At 71.5% G+C, this 18,560-nt stretch carries 19 protein-coding genes and 1 pseudogene; 11 read left to right on the forward strand and 9 right to left on the reverse strand.

Features of this window, described 5'->3' with window-relative positions:
- Positions 1-214: 214 nt before the first annotated feature.
- Entirely contained in the window at positions 215-2,461 is a 2,247-nt protein-coding gene (locus tag ACZ5DC_RS37160) for a SpoIIE family protein phosphatase (RefSeq protein ID WP_468660325.1), read from the reverse strand.
- Positions 2,462-2,881: 420 nt separating this feature from the next.
- On the opposite strand from ACZ5DC_RS37160, the gene ACZ5DC_RS37165 reads away from it, so the two are divergent.
- From ACZ5DC_RS37165 to ACZ5DC_RS37175, 3 genes are all read left to right on the forward strand, one after another.
- Positions 2,882-3,484, forward strand: a complete 603-nt coding sequence (locus tag ACZ5DC_RS37165) for a hypothetical protein (protein ID WP_468660327.1) — start codon at positions 2,882-2,884, stop codon at positions 3,482-3,484.
- A gap of 177 nt (positions 3,485-3,661) precedes the next feature.
- The gene (locus tag ACZ5DC_RS37170; RefSeq protein WP_468660329.1) at positions 3,662-4,072 is read left to right on the forward strand and encodes an NAD-binding protein; all 411 of its coding nucleotides are present in this window, start codon (positions 3,662-3,664) and stop codon (positions 4,070-4,072) included.
- A 238-nt stretch (positions 4,073-4,310) separates the two neighbouring features.
- Complete coding sequence (locus tag ACZ5DC_RS37175; RefSeq protein ID WP_468660331.1) at positions 4,311-5,429, forward strand: NAD(P)/FAD-dependent oxidoreductase; 1,119 nt, start codon at positions 4,311-4,313, stop codon at positions 5,427-5,429.
- Between the two features lie 180 nt (positions 5,430-5,609).
- On the opposite strand, the gene ACZ5DC_RS37180 is transcribed toward ACZ5DC_RS37175, so the two are convergent.
- Together ACZ5DC_RS37180 and ACZ5DC_RS37185 are read right to left on the reverse strand one after the other, a co-directional pair.
- The gene (locus ACZ5DC_RS37180; protein ID WP_468660333.1) at positions 5,610-5,993 is read right to left on the reverse strand and encodes a MarR family winged helix-turn-helix transcriptional regulator; all 384 of its coding nucleotides are present in this window, start codon (positions 5,991-5,993) and stop codon (positions 5,610-5,612) included.
- Positions 5,994-6,694: 701 nt separating this feature from the next.
- A complete protein-coding gene (locus tag ACZ5DC_RS37185; protein ID WP_468660335.1) occupies positions 6,695-7,183 on the reverse strand; it encodes an SsgA family sporulation/cell division regulator in 489 nt (162 codons plus the stop codon).
- A 221-nt stretch (positions 7,184-7,404) separates the two neighbouring features.
- Here ACZ5DC_RS37185 and ACZ5DC_RS37190 point away from each other — a divergent pair, with 221 nt between their 5' ends.
- On the forward strand, positions 7,405-8,058 hold the full coding sequence (locus tag ACZ5DC_RS37190) for a mycothiol-dependent nitroreductase Rv2466c family protein (protein WP_468660337.1): 654 nt from the start codon (positions 7,405-7,407) through the stop codon (positions 8,056-8,058).
- A gap of 108 nt (positions 8,059-8,166) precedes the next feature.
- Here the strand turns inward: ACZ5DC_RS37190 and ACZ5DC_RS37195 are convergent, their stop codons facing one another.
- Positions 8,167-9,405: an acetamidase/formamidase family protein gene (locus ACZ5DC_RS37195; RefSeq protein WP_468660339.1), complete on the reverse strand. Its 1,239-nt coding sequence runs from the start codon at positions 9,403-9,405 to the stop codon at positions 8,167-8,169.
- Positions 9,406-9,905: 500 nt separating this feature from the next.
- Here ACZ5DC_RS37195 and ACZ5DC_RS37200 point away from each other — a divergent pair, with 500 nt between their 5' ends.
- Both ACZ5DC_RS37200 and ACZ5DC_RS37205 read left to right on the forward strand, forming a co-directional pair.
- Positions 9,906-10,073 (forward strand): hypothetical protein, encoded by a 168-nt coding sequence (locus tag ACZ5DC_RS37200; protein ID WP_468660341.1) that lies wholly within the window; start codon positions 9,906-9,908, stop codon positions 10,071-10,073.
- Between the two features lie 142 nt (positions 10,074-10,215).
- Positions 10,216-10,929 carry a hypothetical protein gene (locus ACZ5DC_RS37205; protein WP_468660343.1) on the forward strand — a complete coding sequence of 238 codons (714 nt, stop codon included), beginning with the start codon at positions 10,216-10,218 and terminating at the stop codon, positions 10,927-10,929.
- 437 nt (positions 10,930-11,366) lie between these two features.
- Here ACZ5DC_RS37205 and ACZ5DC_RS37210 read toward each other — a convergent pair.
- From ACZ5DC_RS37210 to ACZ5DC_RS37220, 3 genes and pseudogenes are all read right to left on the reverse strand, one after another.
- Positions 11,367-11,852: pseudogene (locus ACZ5DC_RS37210) on the reverse strand (transposase); the annotation flags it as partial.
- 491 nt (positions 11,853-12,343) lie between these two features.
- Complete coding sequence (locus tag ACZ5DC_RS37215) at positions 12,344-13,375, reverse strand: LLM class flavin-dependent oxidoreductase (protein WP_468660345.1); 1,032 nt, start codon at positions 13,373-13,375, stop codon at positions 12,344-12,346.
- An 81-nt stretch (positions 13,376-13,456) separates the two neighbouring features.
- Positions 13,457-13,636: a hypothetical protein gene (locus tag ACZ5DC_RS37220; protein WP_468660347.1), complete on the reverse strand. Its 180-nt coding sequence runs from the start codon at positions 13,634-13,636 to the stop codon at positions 13,457-13,459.
- A 213-nt stretch (positions 13,637-13,849) separates the two neighbouring features.
- On the opposite strand from ACZ5DC_RS37220, the gene ACZ5DC_RS37225 reads away from it, so the two are divergent.
- From ACZ5DC_RS37225 to ACZ5DC_RS37245, 5 genes are all read left to right on the forward strand, one after another.
- The gene (locus ACZ5DC_RS37225; protein WP_468660349.1) at positions 13,850-14,623 is read left to right on the forward strand and encodes a hypothetical protein; all 774 of its coding nucleotides are present in this window, start codon (positions 13,850-13,852) and stop codon (positions 14,621-14,623) included.
- Between the two features lie 5 nt (positions 14,624-14,628).
- Entirely contained in the window at positions 14,629-15,321 is a 693-nt protein-coding gene (locus ACZ5DC_RS37230; RefSeq protein WP_468660351.1) for a DedA family protein, read from the forward strand.
- A gap of 3 nt (positions 15,322-15,324) precedes the next feature.
- The gene (locus tag ACZ5DC_RS37235; protein ID WP_468660353.1) at positions 15,325-15,750 is read left to right on the forward strand and encodes a hypothetical protein; all 426 of its coding nucleotides are present in this window, start codon (positions 15,325-15,327) and stop codon (positions 15,748-15,750) included.
- 176 nt (positions 15,751-15,926) lie between these two features.
- Positions 15,927-16,691: an SDR family NAD(P)-dependent oxidoreductase gene (locus ACZ5DC_RS37240; protein WP_468660355.1), complete on the forward strand. Its 765-nt coding sequence runs from the start codon at positions 15,927-15,929 to the stop codon at positions 16,689-16,691.
- Between the two features lie 319 nt (positions 16,692-17,010).
- The gene (locus ACZ5DC_RS37245; RefSeq protein WP_468660357.1) at positions 17,011-17,919 is read left to right on the forward strand and encodes a LysR substrate-binding domain-containing protein; all 909 of its coding nucleotides are present in this window, start codon (positions 17,011-17,013) and stop codon (positions 17,917-17,919) included.
- A 49-nt stretch (positions 17,920-17,968) separates the two neighbouring features.
- Here ACZ5DC_RS37245 and ACZ5DC_RS37250 read toward each other — a convergent pair whose 3' ends face one another.
- Together ACZ5DC_RS37250 and ACZ5DC_RS37255 are read right to left on the reverse strand one after the other, a co-directional pair.
- Positions 17,969-18,118 (reverse strand): thiolase C-terminal domain-containing protein, encoded by a 150-nt coding sequence (locus ACZ5DC_RS37250; RefSeq protein ID WP_468660359.1) that lies wholly within the window; start codon positions 18,116-18,118, stop codon positions 17,969-17,971.
- The gene (locus tag ACZ5DC_RS37255) at positions 18,115-18,534 is read right to left on the reverse strand and encodes a thiolase C-terminal domain-containing protein (RefSeq protein WP_468660361.1); all 420 of its coding nucleotides are present in this window, start codon (positions 18,532-18,534) and stop codon (positions 18,115-18,117) included. The genes ACZ5DC_RS37250 and ACZ5DC_RS37255 overlap by 4 nt, the downstream gene beginning before the upstream one ends.
- Between the last annotated feature and the right edge of the window lie 26 nt (positions 18,535-18,560).

Below are 18,560 nucleotides of genomic sequence, written 5' to 3' on the forward strand. Positions count from 1 at the left end.
CGACGATGCTCGCGCCGAGGCCCTGCGAGGCACCGGTGACGACGGCGACCTTCTGAGTGCTCATGATCATCTCTCCGGGGTGGGTGAAGCTTCCTGCTCCGACATTGGTTGACCGGTCGGCTGGCGGTCAATCGGTCCGCCTTCGGGCCGGACCCGCCGGCCGTCACGCACCAGATGTGTCTGGACCTGGCGCCCGCCGGCGCACCGCCGCCGCTCACCGGCCGGTGATGGGCAGGGTCAGGGACACCGTCTTGCCCTGTCCGTTCGGGGAGCTGTTCCAGGTGTCGGCCAGCGCCTCCACGATCAGCAGACCCCGGCCGTGTTCCGCTTCGGCGTTCTCCTCCTCGCCGAGCGACAGCGAGGAGGGTATCGGCGGGTTGCTGTCGGAGTCCCGTACCTCGAGCCGGAGGTGGTCGTCGAAGGCCCGCAGCCGCACGTCGACGTCACTGCCGGCGTGGATGAGCGCGTTGGTGACGATCTCGGAGACGACCAGCTCCAGGGGCTCCGACATCTCCTCCAGCCCCCAGGAACCCAGCTGGTCGTGGACGAACGCGCGGGCCGCCCGGACCCCGAGCAGATCACGGCGCTGAATGTGCAGGCTCCCCACGCGGGGTTCCTCCTGCGTCACCGCCCCGCCGTACAGCGCCAGCAGCAGGACGGTGTCGTCCCGGCGCTGCTGTGGCGTGGAGCCGTCCTCGACGACCAGGTCGGCGAGCTGTTCGAGATCGGGCACGGGCGCCCCGCTGCCGGCACCGAGCAGCGCGTGCAGGCGCACCTGCGGATCGGGCGCGTCCCAGCCGACGAGGCCGTCCGTATACAGCATCAGGACCGACCCGCACGCGACGCGGTGCTCGCGTGCCTGACAGGCGCCCGCCGGGGCAACGCCCAGCGGCAGGTTGGCCGGGGCGGCCAGGACGCCGACGCTCCCGTCCGGCCGCCGTACCAGGGGCGGGGGATGCCCGGCGAGGGCCACCTCGACGGTGCCGTCCAGCGTGTCCAGCGCGACGACGCCACAGGTCGCGGTGAGGTCGGTGCCCAGCGCCGCCAGGAGCCTGCCGGTCCGGTCGATCACCGCGGCGGGACGGTGGCCCTCGACGGCGTAGGAGGCCACCGCGGTGCGTATCTGCCCCATGACGGCGGTGCTCTCCACGGAGTGCCCCTCGACATCGCCGACGACCAGGACGGCCCGGTCCCCGGGCAGTGTGATCACGTCGTACCAGTCACCCCCCACCCTGGTGGTGACACCGGCGGGCCGATAGCGCGCCGCGGTGGCCAGCCGAGGCAGGTCCGACAGCCGGGAGGGCAGAAGGAAACGCTGAAGGCATTCGCTCATCGCCCGCTGCTGCGTGCTCAGCTCGACCCGGCGCACCGCAGCTCCCAGCAGCCCGGCCATCATGCCGAGAAGGGCCCTCTCCTCGGGCGGGAAGCCGCGCGGCCCGGAGAACTCCAGGCAGCACACCGCGACCACCCGCCCGCCGCCGCCGATCGCCAGGTCGAGGAACTGGCGGTCGCCGGTGAGCGGCAGGTACAGCTCGGCGCGCGACTCGTCGGCCGAGAAGGAACCCGTGGGCGAGTGCCCGGTCAGGAACACCGGGCGGCCGCGGAACGCCTGTGCCGCCGGCGTCCGGTCGTCCATCCTGGCACCGTGCAGAGCGCGGGCCATGCCGGAGGAGGCACCGCTGTGCCCAAGGACCCACAGCCGGCCCTCGACGGCCGACACCAGTGCCAGTGCCCGGGCGCTCAACGGGTCCATGACGCAGTACCGGGCGGCCTGCACCACCTCCTCGATGGTCGTCGCCCGGTTGAGCAACTCCGCCAGGCGGCGCAGCGGGAACATCATGCTCGTGCCCGCGGAGCCCGGGATGTCGCCCAGCCCCCAGCCCGGGACGCACACCGGTGCACGAGGGTCGTCCCGGGACGGCGGCACGATGACCGGCATCGGACCGGCCGCCACGGCCACACCGCCGTCGGCCAGCCCGGCCAGGGCCACGGCCAGCCGGTCCGCGACATCCCGCAGGTCCGCGCACTCGGCGCCCGTGAAGGCGCCCTCGGTCTCCAGCCGCAGCACGGTCAGGGCGCCGAAGCGCCGGTCGCCTGCGACGACGGGGGCCGCTGCCGCCATGTAGGGGTACGGAAGATAGCCTTCGCGGCGCGGGTCGGCGGGGTCCCGGTCCAGCAGCACGGCCGTCTGTCCCGTCAGGACGGCGCGGACCGTGGCGGCGGGCCCCTCCAGTTCCATCCGCCCCGGCAGCGTGAACACAGACGGCGGACTTCCGTCGGCCAGCGCGAGACGGAGTCCGCCGCGGTGCTCGTCCAACAGGTAGACACCCGCCGAGACGCCGTTCAACCGGCGCCTGGCCGCACCGGAGGCACGGTGGAGGGTGTGGCCGAGGTCCGTTACGCGCCTCTGCCCGGGCCCGTTCCGCCGCCGCTGATCCGGTGCTGCGCCGTTGCTCGTCACAAGACGGCTCCTTCCACCGAGGTGCTGGTCGTCGGCTGCCGCCGACCGGTCGTCGAAAGGTGCTCCGCCGTGTTCCGGCGATACCAATTATTCGGCGGCCGGGAGCATCCGCGCGAGCCGTGACCCGCCGTACGCGGTTCCCGAGTCCAGACGCCCGCAGGCCGGTACGTGTGCGTGTCGTGCCCGATTGCCCTCCGGTTGCCGGACCGGCTCGCCCGTTCGAAGACGGTGGGTGGGCCCAGGCCGTGTGCGATCACCCCGGCCCTCCGCGGCTGGCGGCGCCGACCGACTGACCGGCGCGGGCGTCCTGATCATCCTCGGAGACGCTGGAGACCGCCTCGGCCACCCCCGCCGACGACACCGCCTCGGCGAGCCTCGCTGACGGCGCGGCCCGGCTCCGCTGCGGGGAAGCGGTCGAGCATGGCGCGCAGCTCCGCGGCGCTCACGTCGGCGCCGAAGGGTTCGGTGCCCGGTTTGCAGTCGTACGCCGGCGGCGAGCGGGCCGGCGATGACGGGGTCGAAGCCGAGGGCGTGGACGAGGTGCGCGACCGTGGCCCTGTCGTCGGGGTCGTCACCGGCGAGGGCGATCGCCTTGCGGTCGGCCGCCCCGGCGGGCCGGTCCTCGTCCTCCAGGTCGTGGTGGCCCATGTGGTTGAACGCCTTGACCACGCGGGAGCCCGGCAGGAACGCCTGGACCAGTTCGCTGGTGGACGTGCGCGGGTCGGTGAAGTCGTCGCGGCCCTCCCCCTGGGCAAGTACCGCAACGTCCCGGTGGAGGCACTGCGCGGCAGACTCGTCGCCGACGCCATGAACTACTGGTGGGAAGTCGACGGTGTTCGCACCGCGAGCCGCGCCAGCCCGGTTCCCACCTTCCCCGCGCCCAGGATGCCGATCGTGCGGAGGTCGGTGATGTTCATTGCATTCCTTCGCGTCTTCCTCGGGGCCTTCTGTCAGCCGGCCGGCACGAGCGGGGGGATCACCTCGGTGCCGTACCGGGCCGGACACGGGCGGGCTCGTCGCTGAGCAGTTCCCTCACTCATGGGGCGACTTCGCGGCCCATCAGCTCGGTTTCCGGGGAGCCCACGTAGAGCGCGCTGTCGGCCAGTGCGGTCACGACCGGCTCCCAGTACCGCCACCAGGTCTCGACCGCCTCCTCGTCGGTGTCGGCGACGAGGCCCAGGGAGTGCTGGCCGACCGGTCGTGGAGCGTGTCCGGACTGCTGGAGCGCCCGGTGGTAGAGATCGACGTGACCGGTGGCGGCGCGCAGCGCTGCTGCTCGGCCGGCGCGCCGGCATCGACCTGGGCGTCCTCACGGACGTCCTTGCCACGGGCCCCGCCTCGTCCGCCTTCGTCCGCCGGGACCTGCCCGCCCTCCTCGCCGGTGACTACCTCCCCGCGTACGGCCTGGACCGCATCCACGACCAGCTGGCGGCGATCATCGCTCTGGCGGAACAGCGCGGCACTCCGCACGACGTCGCGGACGCCGTCCGGCGCCTGCACGAGCGGGCCCTCGAACGGTACGGGCCCGTCGACGGCGAACTGCTGGCGGTGGCAGTGCTCGAGGAAAGGGCCGGTACGCTGCTGCGCCACCCGAACCCGGCAGCCGGCTGACGTCGCCGCCACGGGCGGGGCCGTGCACGCGGCCCGATCGGCCCGGCCGCCCGCCGCGGCGCCCGGATGCACACGGGATCTTCACACATGTGCCCACATGGAGAGAATTCGCACGTCACGGGAGCCCGTCTGAACCCCGCACGTGTCTCCGGGCGTGCAACGGAAGGCGGCCCCTGGCCGGGCGCCATCGGTTGTCTGTCGAGGAGACTCGGCAGGAGTACGAAGAAGTGAGCTCATCATGGCCATAGTCACGACCCGGCGACGGGTCGTCGTCATCGGCGGGGGGTACGCGGGAGTACGCCTGGCGCGCGAACTCGACGCGGACGCCGACGTCACGCTGATCGACCTCAAGGAGGCGTTCTTTCACCGCGTCGCCTCGCTACGGGCCGGCACCGACGAGGAATGGACGTACGCCCCCTTCATCCCGTACGACTCACTTCTCGCCCGCGGCCGTGTCGTGCGCAACAAGGCCGTCGGCATAGCGACCGCTGAACGTGAGGTGGTCCTCGCCACCGGCCACCGGGTGCCGTACGACGCCCTGGTGATCGCGACAGGTGCCGACTACCAGGAACCGGCGCGCTTCACCGGCAGCACCGTCGAGGAGGCGGCGGAGTCCTTCCGCAGCCACCAGCGACGCGTCGCCGGAGCTCGCAGCATCCTGGTCGTCGGCGGCGGCCCCTCCGGCGTGGAACTGGCGGCGGAACTGCGGCGGGCCAACCCGCGGGCCACGGTGACCCTCGCACACCGCGGCCCCCGCCTGCTCAACCACCACGGCACCGGCCGGATGGGCCGTCAGGCGAGGGCCTGGCTGGAGCGGCACGACGTGCGGGTCCTGCTCGACACCTTCGTCACCTCCGCCGGCGGCGTCGGCGCCCGGCTGCGCGACCAGGCGGGCAGCCCCCTCTCCGCCGACATCGTGTACTGGACGACCGGCACCACTCCGAACACCCTGTGGCTCCGCCTGGCGGGACTCGGCACCTGGCTCGACGGCAGCGGTCACGTCAAGGTGGACACACACCTGAGGGTGCTGGGACAGAGGGACGTCTTCGCGGTCGGCGACGTCAACGACGTGTCCGAGGCCAAGCTCAGCCCCTCGGCGGTGGCGCAGGGGGAGGCCGCGGCGCACAACATCCGCGCGTACCTCGACCACGGCAAGCACGGGGGCCGGCCACGCCCGTACAAGCCCGCGCCGGTCAGGATCTTCTCCGTACCCCTCGGACCCGAAGGGGGCACCACCCTCCTTCCGGCGCTCGGCCGCGACGTCCTCGTCCTCGGCAACAGGGCGACGGCGGCGCTCAAGAGCAGGAATCTGGCCGTCCCGGCGATCCGCAAGCTGCTGGGCATCACCGACGGCTGACGGGTGTCCGCCCGGCACCGCCTGGTCCGACGGTCCGTGGCGGGGACTCCTCGGCAGGGGCGACCGGGGCCGGCGGGGAGGGCGAGGTCCTCGGCCTGCGGCAGGGGATCGCGGAGCACTGGCGCGGCATCCTCTGCCGGGGCCCCGGAGAGGATGCCGGTCCGCTCGGGCGACGGAGCGTCAGGCGGACGCTATGCGCTCCAGGACCTTCGCGGCGGCGGCGATGTCGCAGCCCTCCAGTCGCGAGAACACATGGCGCCGTACGCTCGCGAGATTGGTGGGCCAGGCCTGCTTCAGCTGCGTCCACCCGGCACTGGTGAGAACGGCGAGCCAGGCCCTCCCGTCGTCGGGTGACTTCTCACGGGTGACCAGCGACTGCGCCTCCAGCCGGTTCACCACGCGCGTCATCCCGCTCAGTGACAGCCCGCACATGCCGGCCAGCTCGCTCATCCGGATCCGGTTGTCCGGCGCTTCGGAGAGGTGCACGAGGACGGTGTACTCGGTACTCGAAATCGGATGCTCCTCCAGCATGTCCCCGTCCACGACCCGGGGCAGGAGTGTCATAACTCTCCCCAAGGCCCGTAGGAAAGCCTCCTCGTCGCGGTTCAGGGGCTTGATAGTTGTCGCGTCTGCCATGGCGGCAGTGTAAATGCCGGAACCCTGTCGCAGACCGGTGCGTACCGAGTTATCCGGGACTCAGGTCGCAGAAACAGGAAATTCTCCATTTGGAAAGCGACCGGTCGACTCAAATTGCTGAGGAAACTAAATGCACTGTGAGCGGTGCTCTGGCAGCCGTCGGCGTGCGGGATCTCGCCGGTGGCGAAGGGAGCACCGTCCAGGTGGGACGACGGCCGGATAGTGCCGGTACGTCTTGTCCTGCATGGCGAGGCGGCCCGTGCGGGGGCGCAGTGGAACTGGTCGACCACACGTGCTCGGCCTGGGGTGAGAAGGTTTCTTCTGAGCCTGCATGTGTTCGGGCCACAGGGTCGCGATGTTGTCGGCGGTGGGTGAGCCCAGGTCGAAGCGTGTCCCCGCCAGGACGGCATTTCCATGACCTCCCGGTCGAGGCGGAAAGGCACCGGTCACCGAATACGACGTAGCCCGCCGGGTGATACGTGTGCGGAGTTTATGACACGTGTCTTCGAGCAGTGGGCGGCCCGCCGATGGGTGCGGGTCGCTCGTCGCGGCGGCCTGCGGCCTGCGGGGCCGAGTCGACTCGGCCGGGGTTTCCACCATGCCGCCGCGCGGCCGGGAAGGGATCCGGGTCATTCCGTGCTGCGACCGGTCCCGCGCCTCAGCCCGGCGAGGGACTCGTCCAGCCGCAGCATGGCGCTCTCGGTGCCGGCCGCCACGCTGCCGTAGGCGCGGTCGAGGAAGCGTCGTAGCGCGGTGGCCGGCGCGGACACGATCGTGGTGCCGGCCGACGAGCTGAGCCGAATGCACAGCGCGCCCCGTCCCGCCCGCAGCTGGTGCGGGCGACGCGGCGCGGGCCACGTCTGCACGTCTCCGAGACCGGCGGGCCTCGACAGCCCCTCCGCGAGGAGATCACGCGCGAACACCCATTTCACCGGTGGTGTCACACCCGAGTCCACCACCATCCGCACGGCGTACGGCTCGTCGGTCGCGTAGTGGAAGGACAGGGTGACCGGCACGGTGACCGAACCGTTGAGCAGGACGGTGCCTTCGCAACGGCAGCTGGTGCCCGGCCGGGGTGAGGACGCCGGGCCGGGGCGGTGGGTGGAGTGGTGGCTCATATGCTGCTCATTCGCTCAGGCGCTGCACCGCGATGGCATCTGCGGGCCGGCCGACTCGCCGCGGCGGCGAGGTGCCGTCAGGACATGACGGCCAACAGATGACCGGTCGTCTGAATTCCGGTGGGCCCGGTCATGGAGAGGTTCCCGACACTCGGTGCCCGGCGACGACCGCCCCCGTCCGTGGTGCATACTAGGCGACCGGTCTATTCGAGGAGTCCCCCGTGCGCACACCGACCTCTCACGAGCCCACGACGCCTGTCGACTTCTGGTTCGATCCCGTCTGCCCTTGGACGTGGCTCACCTCCCGCTGGATGCTGGAGGTCGCCAGAAGCCGGCCCGTGAAGGTGACCTGGCACGTCATGAGCCTGGCGGTGCTCAACGAGAACAGGCTGGACGAGCTGCCCGAGCGCATCCGGGTGCTGATGGGCGAGGCGTGGGCGCCGGTGCGGGTTCTCACCGCCGCAGCCCAGCTGCACGGCCCCGAGACTCTGGAACCGCTGTACACGGCCCTCGGGGAGCGCTACCACCTGCGGCAGCAGCCCAAGAACCGGGCCACGCTCGAAGACGCCCTGCGGGAGGCCGGCCTGCCCGTGGACCTCGCCGACGCGGGCGACACCGACCGGTTCGACGAGGAGCTGCGGGCCTCCCACCACAGGGGGATGGCCCTGGTCGGCCAGGACGTCGGCAGCCCGGTCATCGCCGTCCCCGGCCAGGACGCGGGCAGTGACCCCGTCGCCTTCTTCGGCCCGGTGGTGAACCCGGCACCGAAGGGGGAGGAGGCGGCCAGGCTGTGGGACGGCGTGCTCGCCGTCGCCTCCACGCCGGGCTTCTACGAGATCAAGCGCACCCGCACCAGCCCGCCGGACTTCGGCTGAGCGAAGGGGACCGCCACCCGACCGGTCCGCCGCCCTGCGCCGGGCCGGCGTCGGAGAACACCGGTTCCCTCGGCACACGGGCAAGGCCGAGGCATGTCGGCCGAAGCGTCAGCCGAAGATGCCGCGGGGCAGGGTCATCGACACGAGCCACTTGGGCAGGTCGACCGTCTCGTTGATCTTCAGGTCACCGGCCACACTGCACAGGGCGTACGCCTCGTGCAGACTCACCTGCTGGTCGTTCACCAGCCAGTCGATCATCTCCCGGACGGCTGTCTTGGCATTCTCCATCAGATCCGGTCCCGTGCCCACGGTCTGGTAGTACCCCTGCTGGAGCATCTCCGCGGGCATGGTCAGTTGCGTGGGGTCCGCTGCCGGAACGATGGCCCGGGAGGAGGCGATCACGGTGTTCTTCACCACGCCGAAGCGCAGCGTGACGGCCATCAGCGTCTCGACGGCCGTCCCCGTCACCTCCCCGTCGCCCTGCGCCATGTGCCCGTCCCCGGCGGAGAACATGGCTCCCGGCACGTACACGGGGAACTGGACCCGGGCACCTTTGACGAGCTGTCGGATGTCGGTGTTCCCGCCCATCGCCCCGCTGACGTCCGGCGGGAAGGTACGGTACATGCCCCTGTGCAGCGGGGCGACCCCGAGGATGCCCATGAACGGGGCGACGGGGACGTGGGCCGTCTTGCCCGTGTCGACGCCGGTGAACGAGGCGAGGCCGTCGCTCTGGCCCCGCTCGAACGCGAAGGTCTGCAGGAAGGGGGCCCCGCTGTTGTAGGCCTGGTCCTCGGGTATGGCCCCGGCTGCAGGGCCGGGAGTGGGGTCGCTCACCTGCGAGGCCTCGCTCCAGGAGGCGAACGGAGCCAGCGCCTCCGGACGAAGGGAACCGAACAGGCCGAGGGCGGGGCTGATGGCGACGTAGCCGAAGTCCACCAGGGGGCCGACGTCCAGGATCTCCACCTCGAGGATGTCGCCGGGCTCGGCGCCCACGATCTCCACCGGCCCCGTCAGCGGATGCACCAGACCCAGGTCGATGGTGAGGGTCCCGTCGGGCGTCATCGTCCGTGCCGCCTCACCGATGTCCAGCGCGTCCCGGCACAGCAACTGGACCACTTCGCCGGGCCGTACGGTGGCCACCGGCGGCAGGTCCCTGTTCCAGCGGTTGTGCAGCACCCTGCCGTACCCGTCCACGACCGTCTGCCCGCCCGGCCCCGCCGTCACGTCGGGAGTGCCGGAGCCGGCGACGTCCATGCCGCCGATGCCCTCCTCGCCGGCGGCCAGGCGGGACAGCGCGTCCGCGCCCGGCCCGGCGGACGCTTGGTGCCGCAGGCTGCCGGCCGGCATGGTTCCGGAGTGGACGAAGCACATGGTGATACCTCCCGCGATGCCGCGCCGGCCGTACCCGGTGCGCCGGGCCCCGGGAACGGATCCGCCGGCGGGTGACGAGCCGCCGGCCCGCGGGAGTCCTGGGGTCTGGACGGTCCGCACACGACCGTGTGCGGGCGCCTTGTGCCCGCGGGCCCTCCCAGCAGGTTCACTCACTTCGAGCGCGTCGGCAAGCGGGGCGCGGGAGCCGACGGTCCCGCGCGTTCCCGTCCCCAAGTCCCCGCGGTACCTCGTCGACGACGTGGGTGGCGCGGACCTTCGGCCCTCCGGGGCCGGCCTCGTCGGCCTGCACGCCGTACCGGCCCCCGCCGGGGCCCGGTACCGGCCACCCGCCCCCGCGATCCGCTATCCCTTGAGGCCCGAGCGGGAGACACCCTCGATCACCCAGCGCTGGGCCACGACGTACAGCAGCAGGACGGGCACGCCGGCGATCACGGCCCCCGCTGTCCGAGCGGCACGTGACCGTGCCCGCGCACGGCAGCCGATCGGTGCGGCTCACCACGGCGGTCGGCCGCCTGCCCGCCGACCGGCCGGTCAGCGGCACGGTCCTCGGGACCGACGACACCGGAGCCGTCCGGGGCCGGACGCTGATCGGTGCCTCACGCGAGGGGAAGGCCACAACCTGACCCTCGTCGCCAGGGACCGGTCCGGCCGGCCGCTCGCCGGGGAGTCGATCTGGTCGCGTCCGAACACCTGTGGACGTCGGCGACGTTCGACGACTCCGGCCGCGCCACCCTGCGGGTGCCGCCCGGTGTCTACAGCGGATCGATGCTGTCCACCGTCACGGGGGCCAACGGCCCCCATGCGCAGGGTCTGGCACTGCTCGGCTTCCAGGGTGCCGAGGTGGAACAGGACCGCACCGTCACCCTCGACGGACGCCGGCTCCGGCGGGTCGGCGCGGAGGCCCCCCAGGACGCCACGGCACTCCTGTCGCGGCTGGACGTGTCCCAGGCGTTCGGCGACAGCTCCGTGACGACCGTGCAGATGCCCGATGACACGTATGACAGCATCTGGGCACTGCCGACCTCCCGGCAGCACGAGGAGGGCTTCACCTTCGGGGCGCGGTTCCGTCTGGAGGAGCCCGCCCTGACCATCGCGACCAAGACGCACACCTACCGCGACATCCCGGTCAGGCGGGGAGTCACCCCGCTGTCGGCCGGCACCCACCGGCTGACAACGGTCTACGGCGGAACGGGTTCGGCCGACGAGCTGGCCGAGGCCGGTGTGCGCGGCAAGGCCGCGGTGGTGCGCCGCAGTGACACCCTCACCCTTCCCGGGCGGGAAGCTGGAAGCGGACCCGGCTCCCCTGTCGACGGCCACGCTCGACACCGACCAGCGCGCCGGCCTTCTCGGTGCCCTGTGGCACGGCGGTGTCCGCCTGACGGTCACCTCGAACCCCACCACCGACTACGTCTACGACGTGGTGCACCACTGGACCGGGGGCGTCCCCGCGGACCCCACGTGGCGGGAGCGCCGGGGTGACGTCGCAGGAGTTCACCACCTATCGCCACGGGACCACCAGCCCGGTCGCCTGGTTCGGACCGGTCCAGCGGCCCCGGATGGCCCGCTCGGCTACCAGCCGGCGCGCTACGGCGACACGATGTGGCTGCCGGTGCCGGGCTGGGGTGACTCCGGTGCCGGACACATGGGCGACGCCCACGCCAACTTCGACGTCGCGTCACCCTGTACCAGGGTGACCAGGAGGTCGACTGGGGCAATGACGAGAAACTGCTGTCGTCCGGCCTGGCCCCGCGGCGGCTGCCGTACCGGCTGGTGGTCGACAACGACCGCGGCGCCTGGGCCAACCCCTACCCCCGGCACACGCTGACCGAGTGGAAGTTCACCTCGGAGGCCACGGGGGGTGCCTCTATGTCTTTCGTCAAGCGAGGCGTGGGGTCCTGGGTTCGTAGAAGGTTCCGTCGCGGAGCATGTTCGCCGTGGATCGAGGTTCCCGACGATTTGGCGGCCGTGGCGAGGCCGGCGTAGGAGGCCAGGTGGGCGGCGCTTGGGAACGAGCTGCCGTCGCCGACGGTGGTCAGAAGGACTGCGGCGGTCCTGACGCCGATGCCGGGCATCGAGGTCAGGACCTTCGAAAGAGGGTGGGCCTCCAGCAGGGCTTCGATCTCGGCTTCCAGGGCCTGGCGTTGTTCGTGGACGGCGGCCAGCGACTTGGCCAGCGACGGCACGATGACGTCCAGGGTGTTGGTGCCGGGAACGATCACTGTCTGTTCGTCGAGGGCGGTGAAGATGTCGTCGACGAGCCGCTGGGCCATGCGGGGTGCTTGGGGCCGGACGACCTCGACGAGTCTGCGGCGGCCTGCCTTGCGCAGGGCGGCCGGGGATCCGTAGCGCTCCAGGAGCCAGGTGATGGCGGGGTGGTCCAGGCGGGGGCCCAGGACGCGTTCGTCGAGGCGGCCCTTCACCTCGTTCGTACGCCTCCTGCGTGACCGACAGCGCGATGTGGTGGCCGCCGCCGATCGTCTCCGCGCAGTCCGGGTGCGAGTGGCCCGGGAAGTCGAAGAAGGCGAGCATGTTTCGCCGCCGACGTCGAAGAAGAAGTGAGTCGACCCGGGATGGTCCCGGTTCTCGATCAGACCACCAGCGGAAAGCCCGGCACGTCCTGGTGGAAGCGGATCGTCTCCTCGACGTCCCGTGCGATGTACGCGGCGTGCTGGATGCCCCGTGCGGTGGTCCGCGGCCGTTCGCCGCCGGTACGAGGTACTGGTTCCTCAGTTCTCCTGTCGCTTCAGAAGCGCCTGCGGTTCCTCGCCTTGCGGCTGTGCCGTGATCGGGTTCCTTTCTCGTCCGACCGTGGGGATATGGCGGTGACGGACCGCGGTCGCCGCGTACGACGGCGCGGTTCAAGCCGGCTTCTTCCGGCCGGTGCCGGACCGCTTCAGCCGGCGAGCATGTCGCGGACCATGGGGATGACCTTCGAGCCGTAGAGCTCCACCGCGCGGAGGCGGGCGCTGATCGGCTGTGAGCCCGCGGTGTACAGGAGGTCGAACCTGGCGACGTCGAGCCCGCGCACGGCGTCGGCGATCTTGCGCGCGACCGTCTCGGGTGAGCCGATGTACAAGGATCCGTGCTCGATCTCGGCGTCGAACTCCCGCCGGCGCACCGGGGGCCAGCCCCGCAGCGCGCCGATCCGGTCCCGGATCTCCCGGTAGTGAGGCCAGAACACCTCCCTGGCCTCCTCGTCGGTGTCGGCGACGAAGCCGGGGGAGTGCATACCCACCGGGTGGGCGATGGTGCCGAACTGCTCCGCCGCGCGCCGGTAGAGGTCGACGTAGGGCGCGAAGCGCTCGGCCGAACCACTGATCACGGCGAGCATGAGGGGGAGTCCGTAGTGAGCCGTCCGGACGACCGACTGCGGGGAACCGCCTACACCGACCCATGTGGTCAGGCGTCCGGACTCGGTGGTGGGGAAGACCTCCGCGTTCTCCAGGGGGGCCCGCACGGTGCCCTTCCAGGTGACGGGCTTCTCCTCCAGCAGCTGCACGAAGAGGTCGAGCTTCTCCTCGAACAGCGTGTCGTAGTCACTCAGGTCGAATCCGAACAGGGGGAACGACTCCGTGGAGGAGCCGCGGCCGAGGATGACCTCGGCCCGGCCGCCGGAGAGCGCGTCGACCGTCGCGAAGCGCTGGTACACCCGTACGGGATCGTCCGAGCTGAGCACGGTCACTCCGGAGGAGAGACGGATGCGGCTGGTGCGGGTGGCGATGCCGGCCAGCACGGTCTCCGGCGTCGAGACCGCGTACTCGGGGCGATGGTGTTCGCCGAGCGCGAGGACGTCCACGCCGAGGTCGTCCGCGAGCACGGCCTCCTCGACCAGTTGCCGGATCGCCCGTCCGTGGGAGACGAGGACGCCGGAGTCGTCCTCGGGTACCTCGCCGAACGTGTCCAGGCCGAACACGAGATCAGACATGGGCGGACTCCTTGGTGAGCAGTTTCCCGACGCGCGGGGCGACTTCGCGGCCCAGCAGTTCGATCGTGCGGGCGCGCGCCGTCAGGGGGAGGTGCAGGATGTCGTGCTTGAGGCCGAAGCGGCGCAGACGCAGATCGTCTGGACCACGTTGGCGATCTTGCCGAGCAGCCGGACGGTCTCGGCGGCGCCGAGTGTCCGGCCGCCGTGCGAGGCGACATCCCCGAACGAGCCCAGACCTGTCTCGAAGGCCGGGGTCGTCATGATGTCCTCCTCGGGCGGACTCGCTGCGGCAGGCCACTTTCCACCACATCTGTTTGACTCGTCAAGTATTTGCAGCGTCGGCCGCATGTAACTCCGATTGCGGGTCACCTGGCCGCGGGTCGTGGCGCCCATGTCGGAGGGCATGGATGGAACTACTTGCTTGACGGATCAAATAATGTAATGGTTGCGGCGTCAAGTTAGTGAGGTGACCAAGTGGTAACCCACACCACGAAACCGCACGGCTCCACCGAACCGGCGTCCGACCGTGGGCACACGGACCGGCCGCGTGACGACCGGCAGGGGCAGGAGACCGTCACCCGCAGGACCCTAAGGCACCTGGCGACCGGGGCGGCGGCGCTCGCACTGCTCCACGCGGCCCTCCTCGGCGTCTTTTCCGCAGCCGGTTCCCCGCTGGAACCCGACCGGCTGGAAACGGCGCAGACCATGGCCGTCGTCCGCCTCCTCGCTCCCTGGCCGCTGACGGCCCTGGTGCTGCTGTGGCTGGCGCACCACCGGCCGGCGGCCTACGCCCGCACCGCTCTCGCACTGCTGTCGACCGGTGCGGCCGGGCTCGCCTACACCAGCTGGATTCCTCTGAACCACCTCCCGGCGCGTGAGGGCAGTCTTCTCGGCGACTACCTGGCCATGCCCGGTGCGCTGACGGGGTGGTGCCTGCTGATCGCACTCGGGGTCATCAGCGCCGTCTCGTCGTCCCGAGCGCGTGTCGTCGTCATGACGACGGCGCTGGGCGCCGTCGCGACGTCCGTCCTGACCACCGAGCACACCGGGCTCGCCGTCACGTTCGCCGCGGGAGTGCCCCTGGTGAGCTGGCTCCTCGCGGGACGCCTCTCGCGCAGGGGCGCACGAGCCCGCGGCCCTGCGGACGCCTGGGAGCCGGAAGGCCGGGCCAAGCCGGTGCGCGGGCGCGCCGGAACCCGCAAGCGCCTACCGGGCGCGTCCTCCGCGGCCCTGCGGCAGGCGGGCTGAGGGCCATGCACCTCGACCGTGTGATCGAGGCGGCCGGATGGTGGTCGTACGCCGCTGTGTTCGTCCTCACGGCCGGCGAGACCAGCGCCTTCGTCGGCCTTCTGGTGCCCGGCGAGACGGCCGTCCTGCTGGCGTCGGCCGTCGCCGGCCGGGGCGAGCTGAACGCCCCCCTTCTGGCGGCCGTCGTGGTGGCGGGCACCGTCACCGGCGACAACCTTGGCTATGTCCTGGGCCGCAGGTGTGCGCGGCGGTCCGGCCGGCACTCCCTCAGAGCCCTCGTCGGCCACCGTGACGGACGCGCCCGGGCCTTCCTCACCCGCCATGGCGGAGCCGCGGTCTTCACGGGCAAGTTCATCGGGTTCGCGAGGACCTTCCTGCCCTACGCCGCCGGCTCCTCGGGCATGCCCTACCGGCGCTTCCTTCTTTACAGCACCACGGCGTCGCTGGTCTGGGGCACCGGGACGGTGCTGCTGGGCTTCTTCGCCGGTGCCGCCGCGACCGGGTTGCTGCGCACGGCCGGCGCGGTCGCCGTCGCTGCGGTGGCGGCCGTGACGGTTCCGGCACTCCTCGTCAAGGTCCTCGCACGACGCCGGCGCCACCGGCCGGTCACCAGGTCCAGAATCGTGGCGTGCGGCAGGCCGCGGCGCCTGCCGGCGCGGGCCGCGGAACGTGAGTTCACCCCTTCACAGCAGGAATGAACCATGGCGTCCGAGGCTGCGAACTGCGCCGGGGTGCCGCTCGGCACCGCCCTGCTCAAGAACTCCTCCGTCACGGGTGCCACGGTCGCGCACCTGGTGCGCGCCGCCGTGGCCGGGCTTTTGGTACTCCCCGAATTCGTGCTGGCGCCCGCCGCGCGGGTCTCCGGCAGGCCGGCCGGCGTGTATGTGTTGCGCACCGCCTGGCGGGCGCTGTCGCTCAAGCGGAGCCGGGAGTACGGCCCGCCTCGAGCACTCTCCCCGCCCGCCGGCCGGCCGACGTTTCCCTCCCGGTCGGACAGTCCTGCGCGGAGCGAGGACTCTCCGGCGTCGCTGCGGCAGGGCCGCCGCACAACGGTGCCGATCGCGGGCGGCCAGGGCGAGGGACTGAGGTGCCCAAACCACCGGGCAAGCGCCGCTGGGCGCGCCTGACGTGTCAAGCCGTCGGCGGGACGAGTTGACTCAGCCGGGCCCCGGGGGACACCCCGCACATCGGTTGTGAGTGCAGTCACCCGCGTCCGCGCGGCGCATCGCTTGACGCTCGTCCGGGACGGGGCACAAGCTTGCTTCGTCAAGCAAGTACTGATCCAGAGGCAAGGAGAAGCTCGATGGGAATGCTCGACGGGAAGGTGGTACTCGTCACCGGCAGCGCGGGCGGCATGGGGCGCGTCGCGGCACTGGTCTTCGCCCGGGAGGGTGCGAAGATCGTCGGGTCGGACGTCAAGGCCGACCTCAACGACGAGACGGTCGGGCTCGTCCGCGACGCGGGCGGCGAGATGACGGGAATCGCGCCGATCGACCTGACCGACCCGGAGCAGGCGCGGCAGTTGGTCGAGGGCGCCGTCAGCGCCTACGGCGGGCTCGATGTGGTGTACAACAACGCGGCCATGCAGCGTTTCGGCCCCATGCCGGATTTCTCGGTCGAAGACTGGCGGGCGACGGAGGCCGGCGAACTCGACATCCCGTTCTTCGTGTCCAAATTCGCCTGGCCGCACCTGGTCCGGCGTGGCGGCGGCGTCATCATCAACGTGGCGTCGGAGGCCGGCATGATCGCCGGCTCGAACCCTCCGATGGTGGCGCACACCGCGGCCAACGCCGGCGTCATCGGCATGACGCGGCAGCTCGCGCTCGAAGGAGCCCCGCACGGCATACGCGCGGTGGCGATCAGCCCCGGTCCGGTGCTGACCCCGGCCAGCGACCGCGACCTCGGTGACAACCAGGCCCTCCGGGACGCCGTCACCAGCAAGACGCTCCTCAAGCGGTTCGCCAGGCCCGAGGAGATCGTGGAGCTGGCCGCCTTCCTCGCTTCCGACCGGGCGTCGTACATCACGGGTGCCAACTACCCGGTCGACGGTGGCGCGAGCGCCTGGTAGCACCGTCCGCTCGTGGTGGTCCCGAGCGGTCCTCCGTGGCGCCGCGCCTCGCACTCCGGCGGCGGCGCCCCGGGGGGATGTGCCCGATCCGGGCGTCGAACGCTACAGCTCCTGCCAGGTCTTTTTTAGCCGCAGACGCCGATGGACCGAAGACCGGCCATTCTCGATCACATCCTTGACACTGCAACAACATCGGTCCTTCACTTGTCGCAGCAACTAGCCGCCGACCGGCGCGTAAAGGCACCCCGGGGTCTGCGGAGGGCGTGTCGCGATGCCCGCGGCAGCAGTGCGGCACACGCGTGAGAGGGGAGGGCCGCCTGTGGAACTTCGTCACATCGAGGCGTTCATCGCGGTAGCGGAGGAATTGAGCTTCCGGCGCGCCGCCGAGCGGCTGCACATCGCGCAGCCGCCGTTGTCACAGCAGATCAAGCGGCTGGAGCGGGACGTCGGAGCCGTCCTGCTGCGCCGCACCACCCGCCACGTGGCGCTGACCCCCGCCGGGGAGGCCTTCCTGCACCGGGCGCGGCGCGCGGTGCAGGGCGTGCACGCCGCACGCCGGGCGGCCCAGGATGTGGTCGACGGCAAGACGGGGGGCGTACGCCTGGGGTTCGGCGGCGCCGCGTCGCCCGAGGTGCTGATGCTGCTGACCAAGATGTACCGCACCCACCGTCCCGACGTCAGGCTCGACGTGGCCGGCCCGTTACACGGGGCCGAACTGGTCGAGCAGCTCAACCGCGACGAGATCGACGCCGGCCTCCTCCGTCTGCCGGTGCGGGGTTCCCGCATCGCGGTCCGGGAGATCGCCCGGCACGCGATGGCCGTGGTCCTGCCCGCCGAGCACCCCCTCGCGGACCGACCGAGAGTGGATCTGGCCGAACTGCGCGACGAGCCGGTGATCGGCTACCGGAGCGACCTGGGCGGCACGGTTCCCACGCTGATCCAGGGAGCCTTCCTCAGACACGGCATCAGCCCGCACATCGTCCAGCGGGTGTCCGATGTGCACACCCTCCTGGCGCTGGTGGGCGCTGGTGCGGGCATCGGCTTCGCCCCGATGTCGGCAGGTCACATACGGCTGTCCGGCGTCGCGCTGGTACCGGTGCCCGAGATCCCGCCCTTGCCGTTGGCTCTGGCCTGGCGCGAGGACGACACCAATCCGGCACTGCTGTCACTGGTGAACCTGCTGGACGACGTACAGACCCGGCTCGCGGACACTTCCTTGGTGCCGTAGCGCCGTATCCGGGCGCCGGCCCTTTTCGGGGCGGACACCCAGGATCACTTCACGAAGTGGCCTGGCCGCCGAGCACCAAGGTGCTGTGGTGGTCGAGGAATCCGCCGCTCCCGGAGACGAGCACGACGTCGTGCCGGTCCACCTGACGTTCTCCTGCCTGGCCGCGGGCCTGGACGACCGCCTCGGCGAGCGGGGTCATCCCCCACATTTAGGTACGAGGAGAACTGGCCGCCTCCGGCGTTCAGCGGCAGCGAGCCCCGGTCCCAGCACGCCGGGCGTCGAGACGAAGGCACCGCCCTCGCCCTTCGCGCAGAAGCCGTAGTCCTCCAGTGTCAGCAGGACGGTGTAGGAGTAGCAGTCGTACAGCTCGACGATGTCGACGTCCTCCACGCCGATGCCCGCCATACCCAGTGCCGCGGGGCCGGACCGGACGGCTCCGCTCACGAGTCCGAAGGTGTCGTCGCGGCGCCAGCGGTGGCCGGGATGCGCCTGCCCCCAACCGAGCACCGACACCGGGGGCTGGGCCAGCTCCGCGGTACGCTCGCCCGACGTGACGATCACGGCGGCTCCGCCGTTGGACACCAGGCAGCAGTCGAGCAGGTGGAACGGCTCCACGACGAAGCGGGACGCCTGGTGATCGG

It is taken from the genome of Streptomyces sp. NPDC031445 (assembly GCF_055581365.1).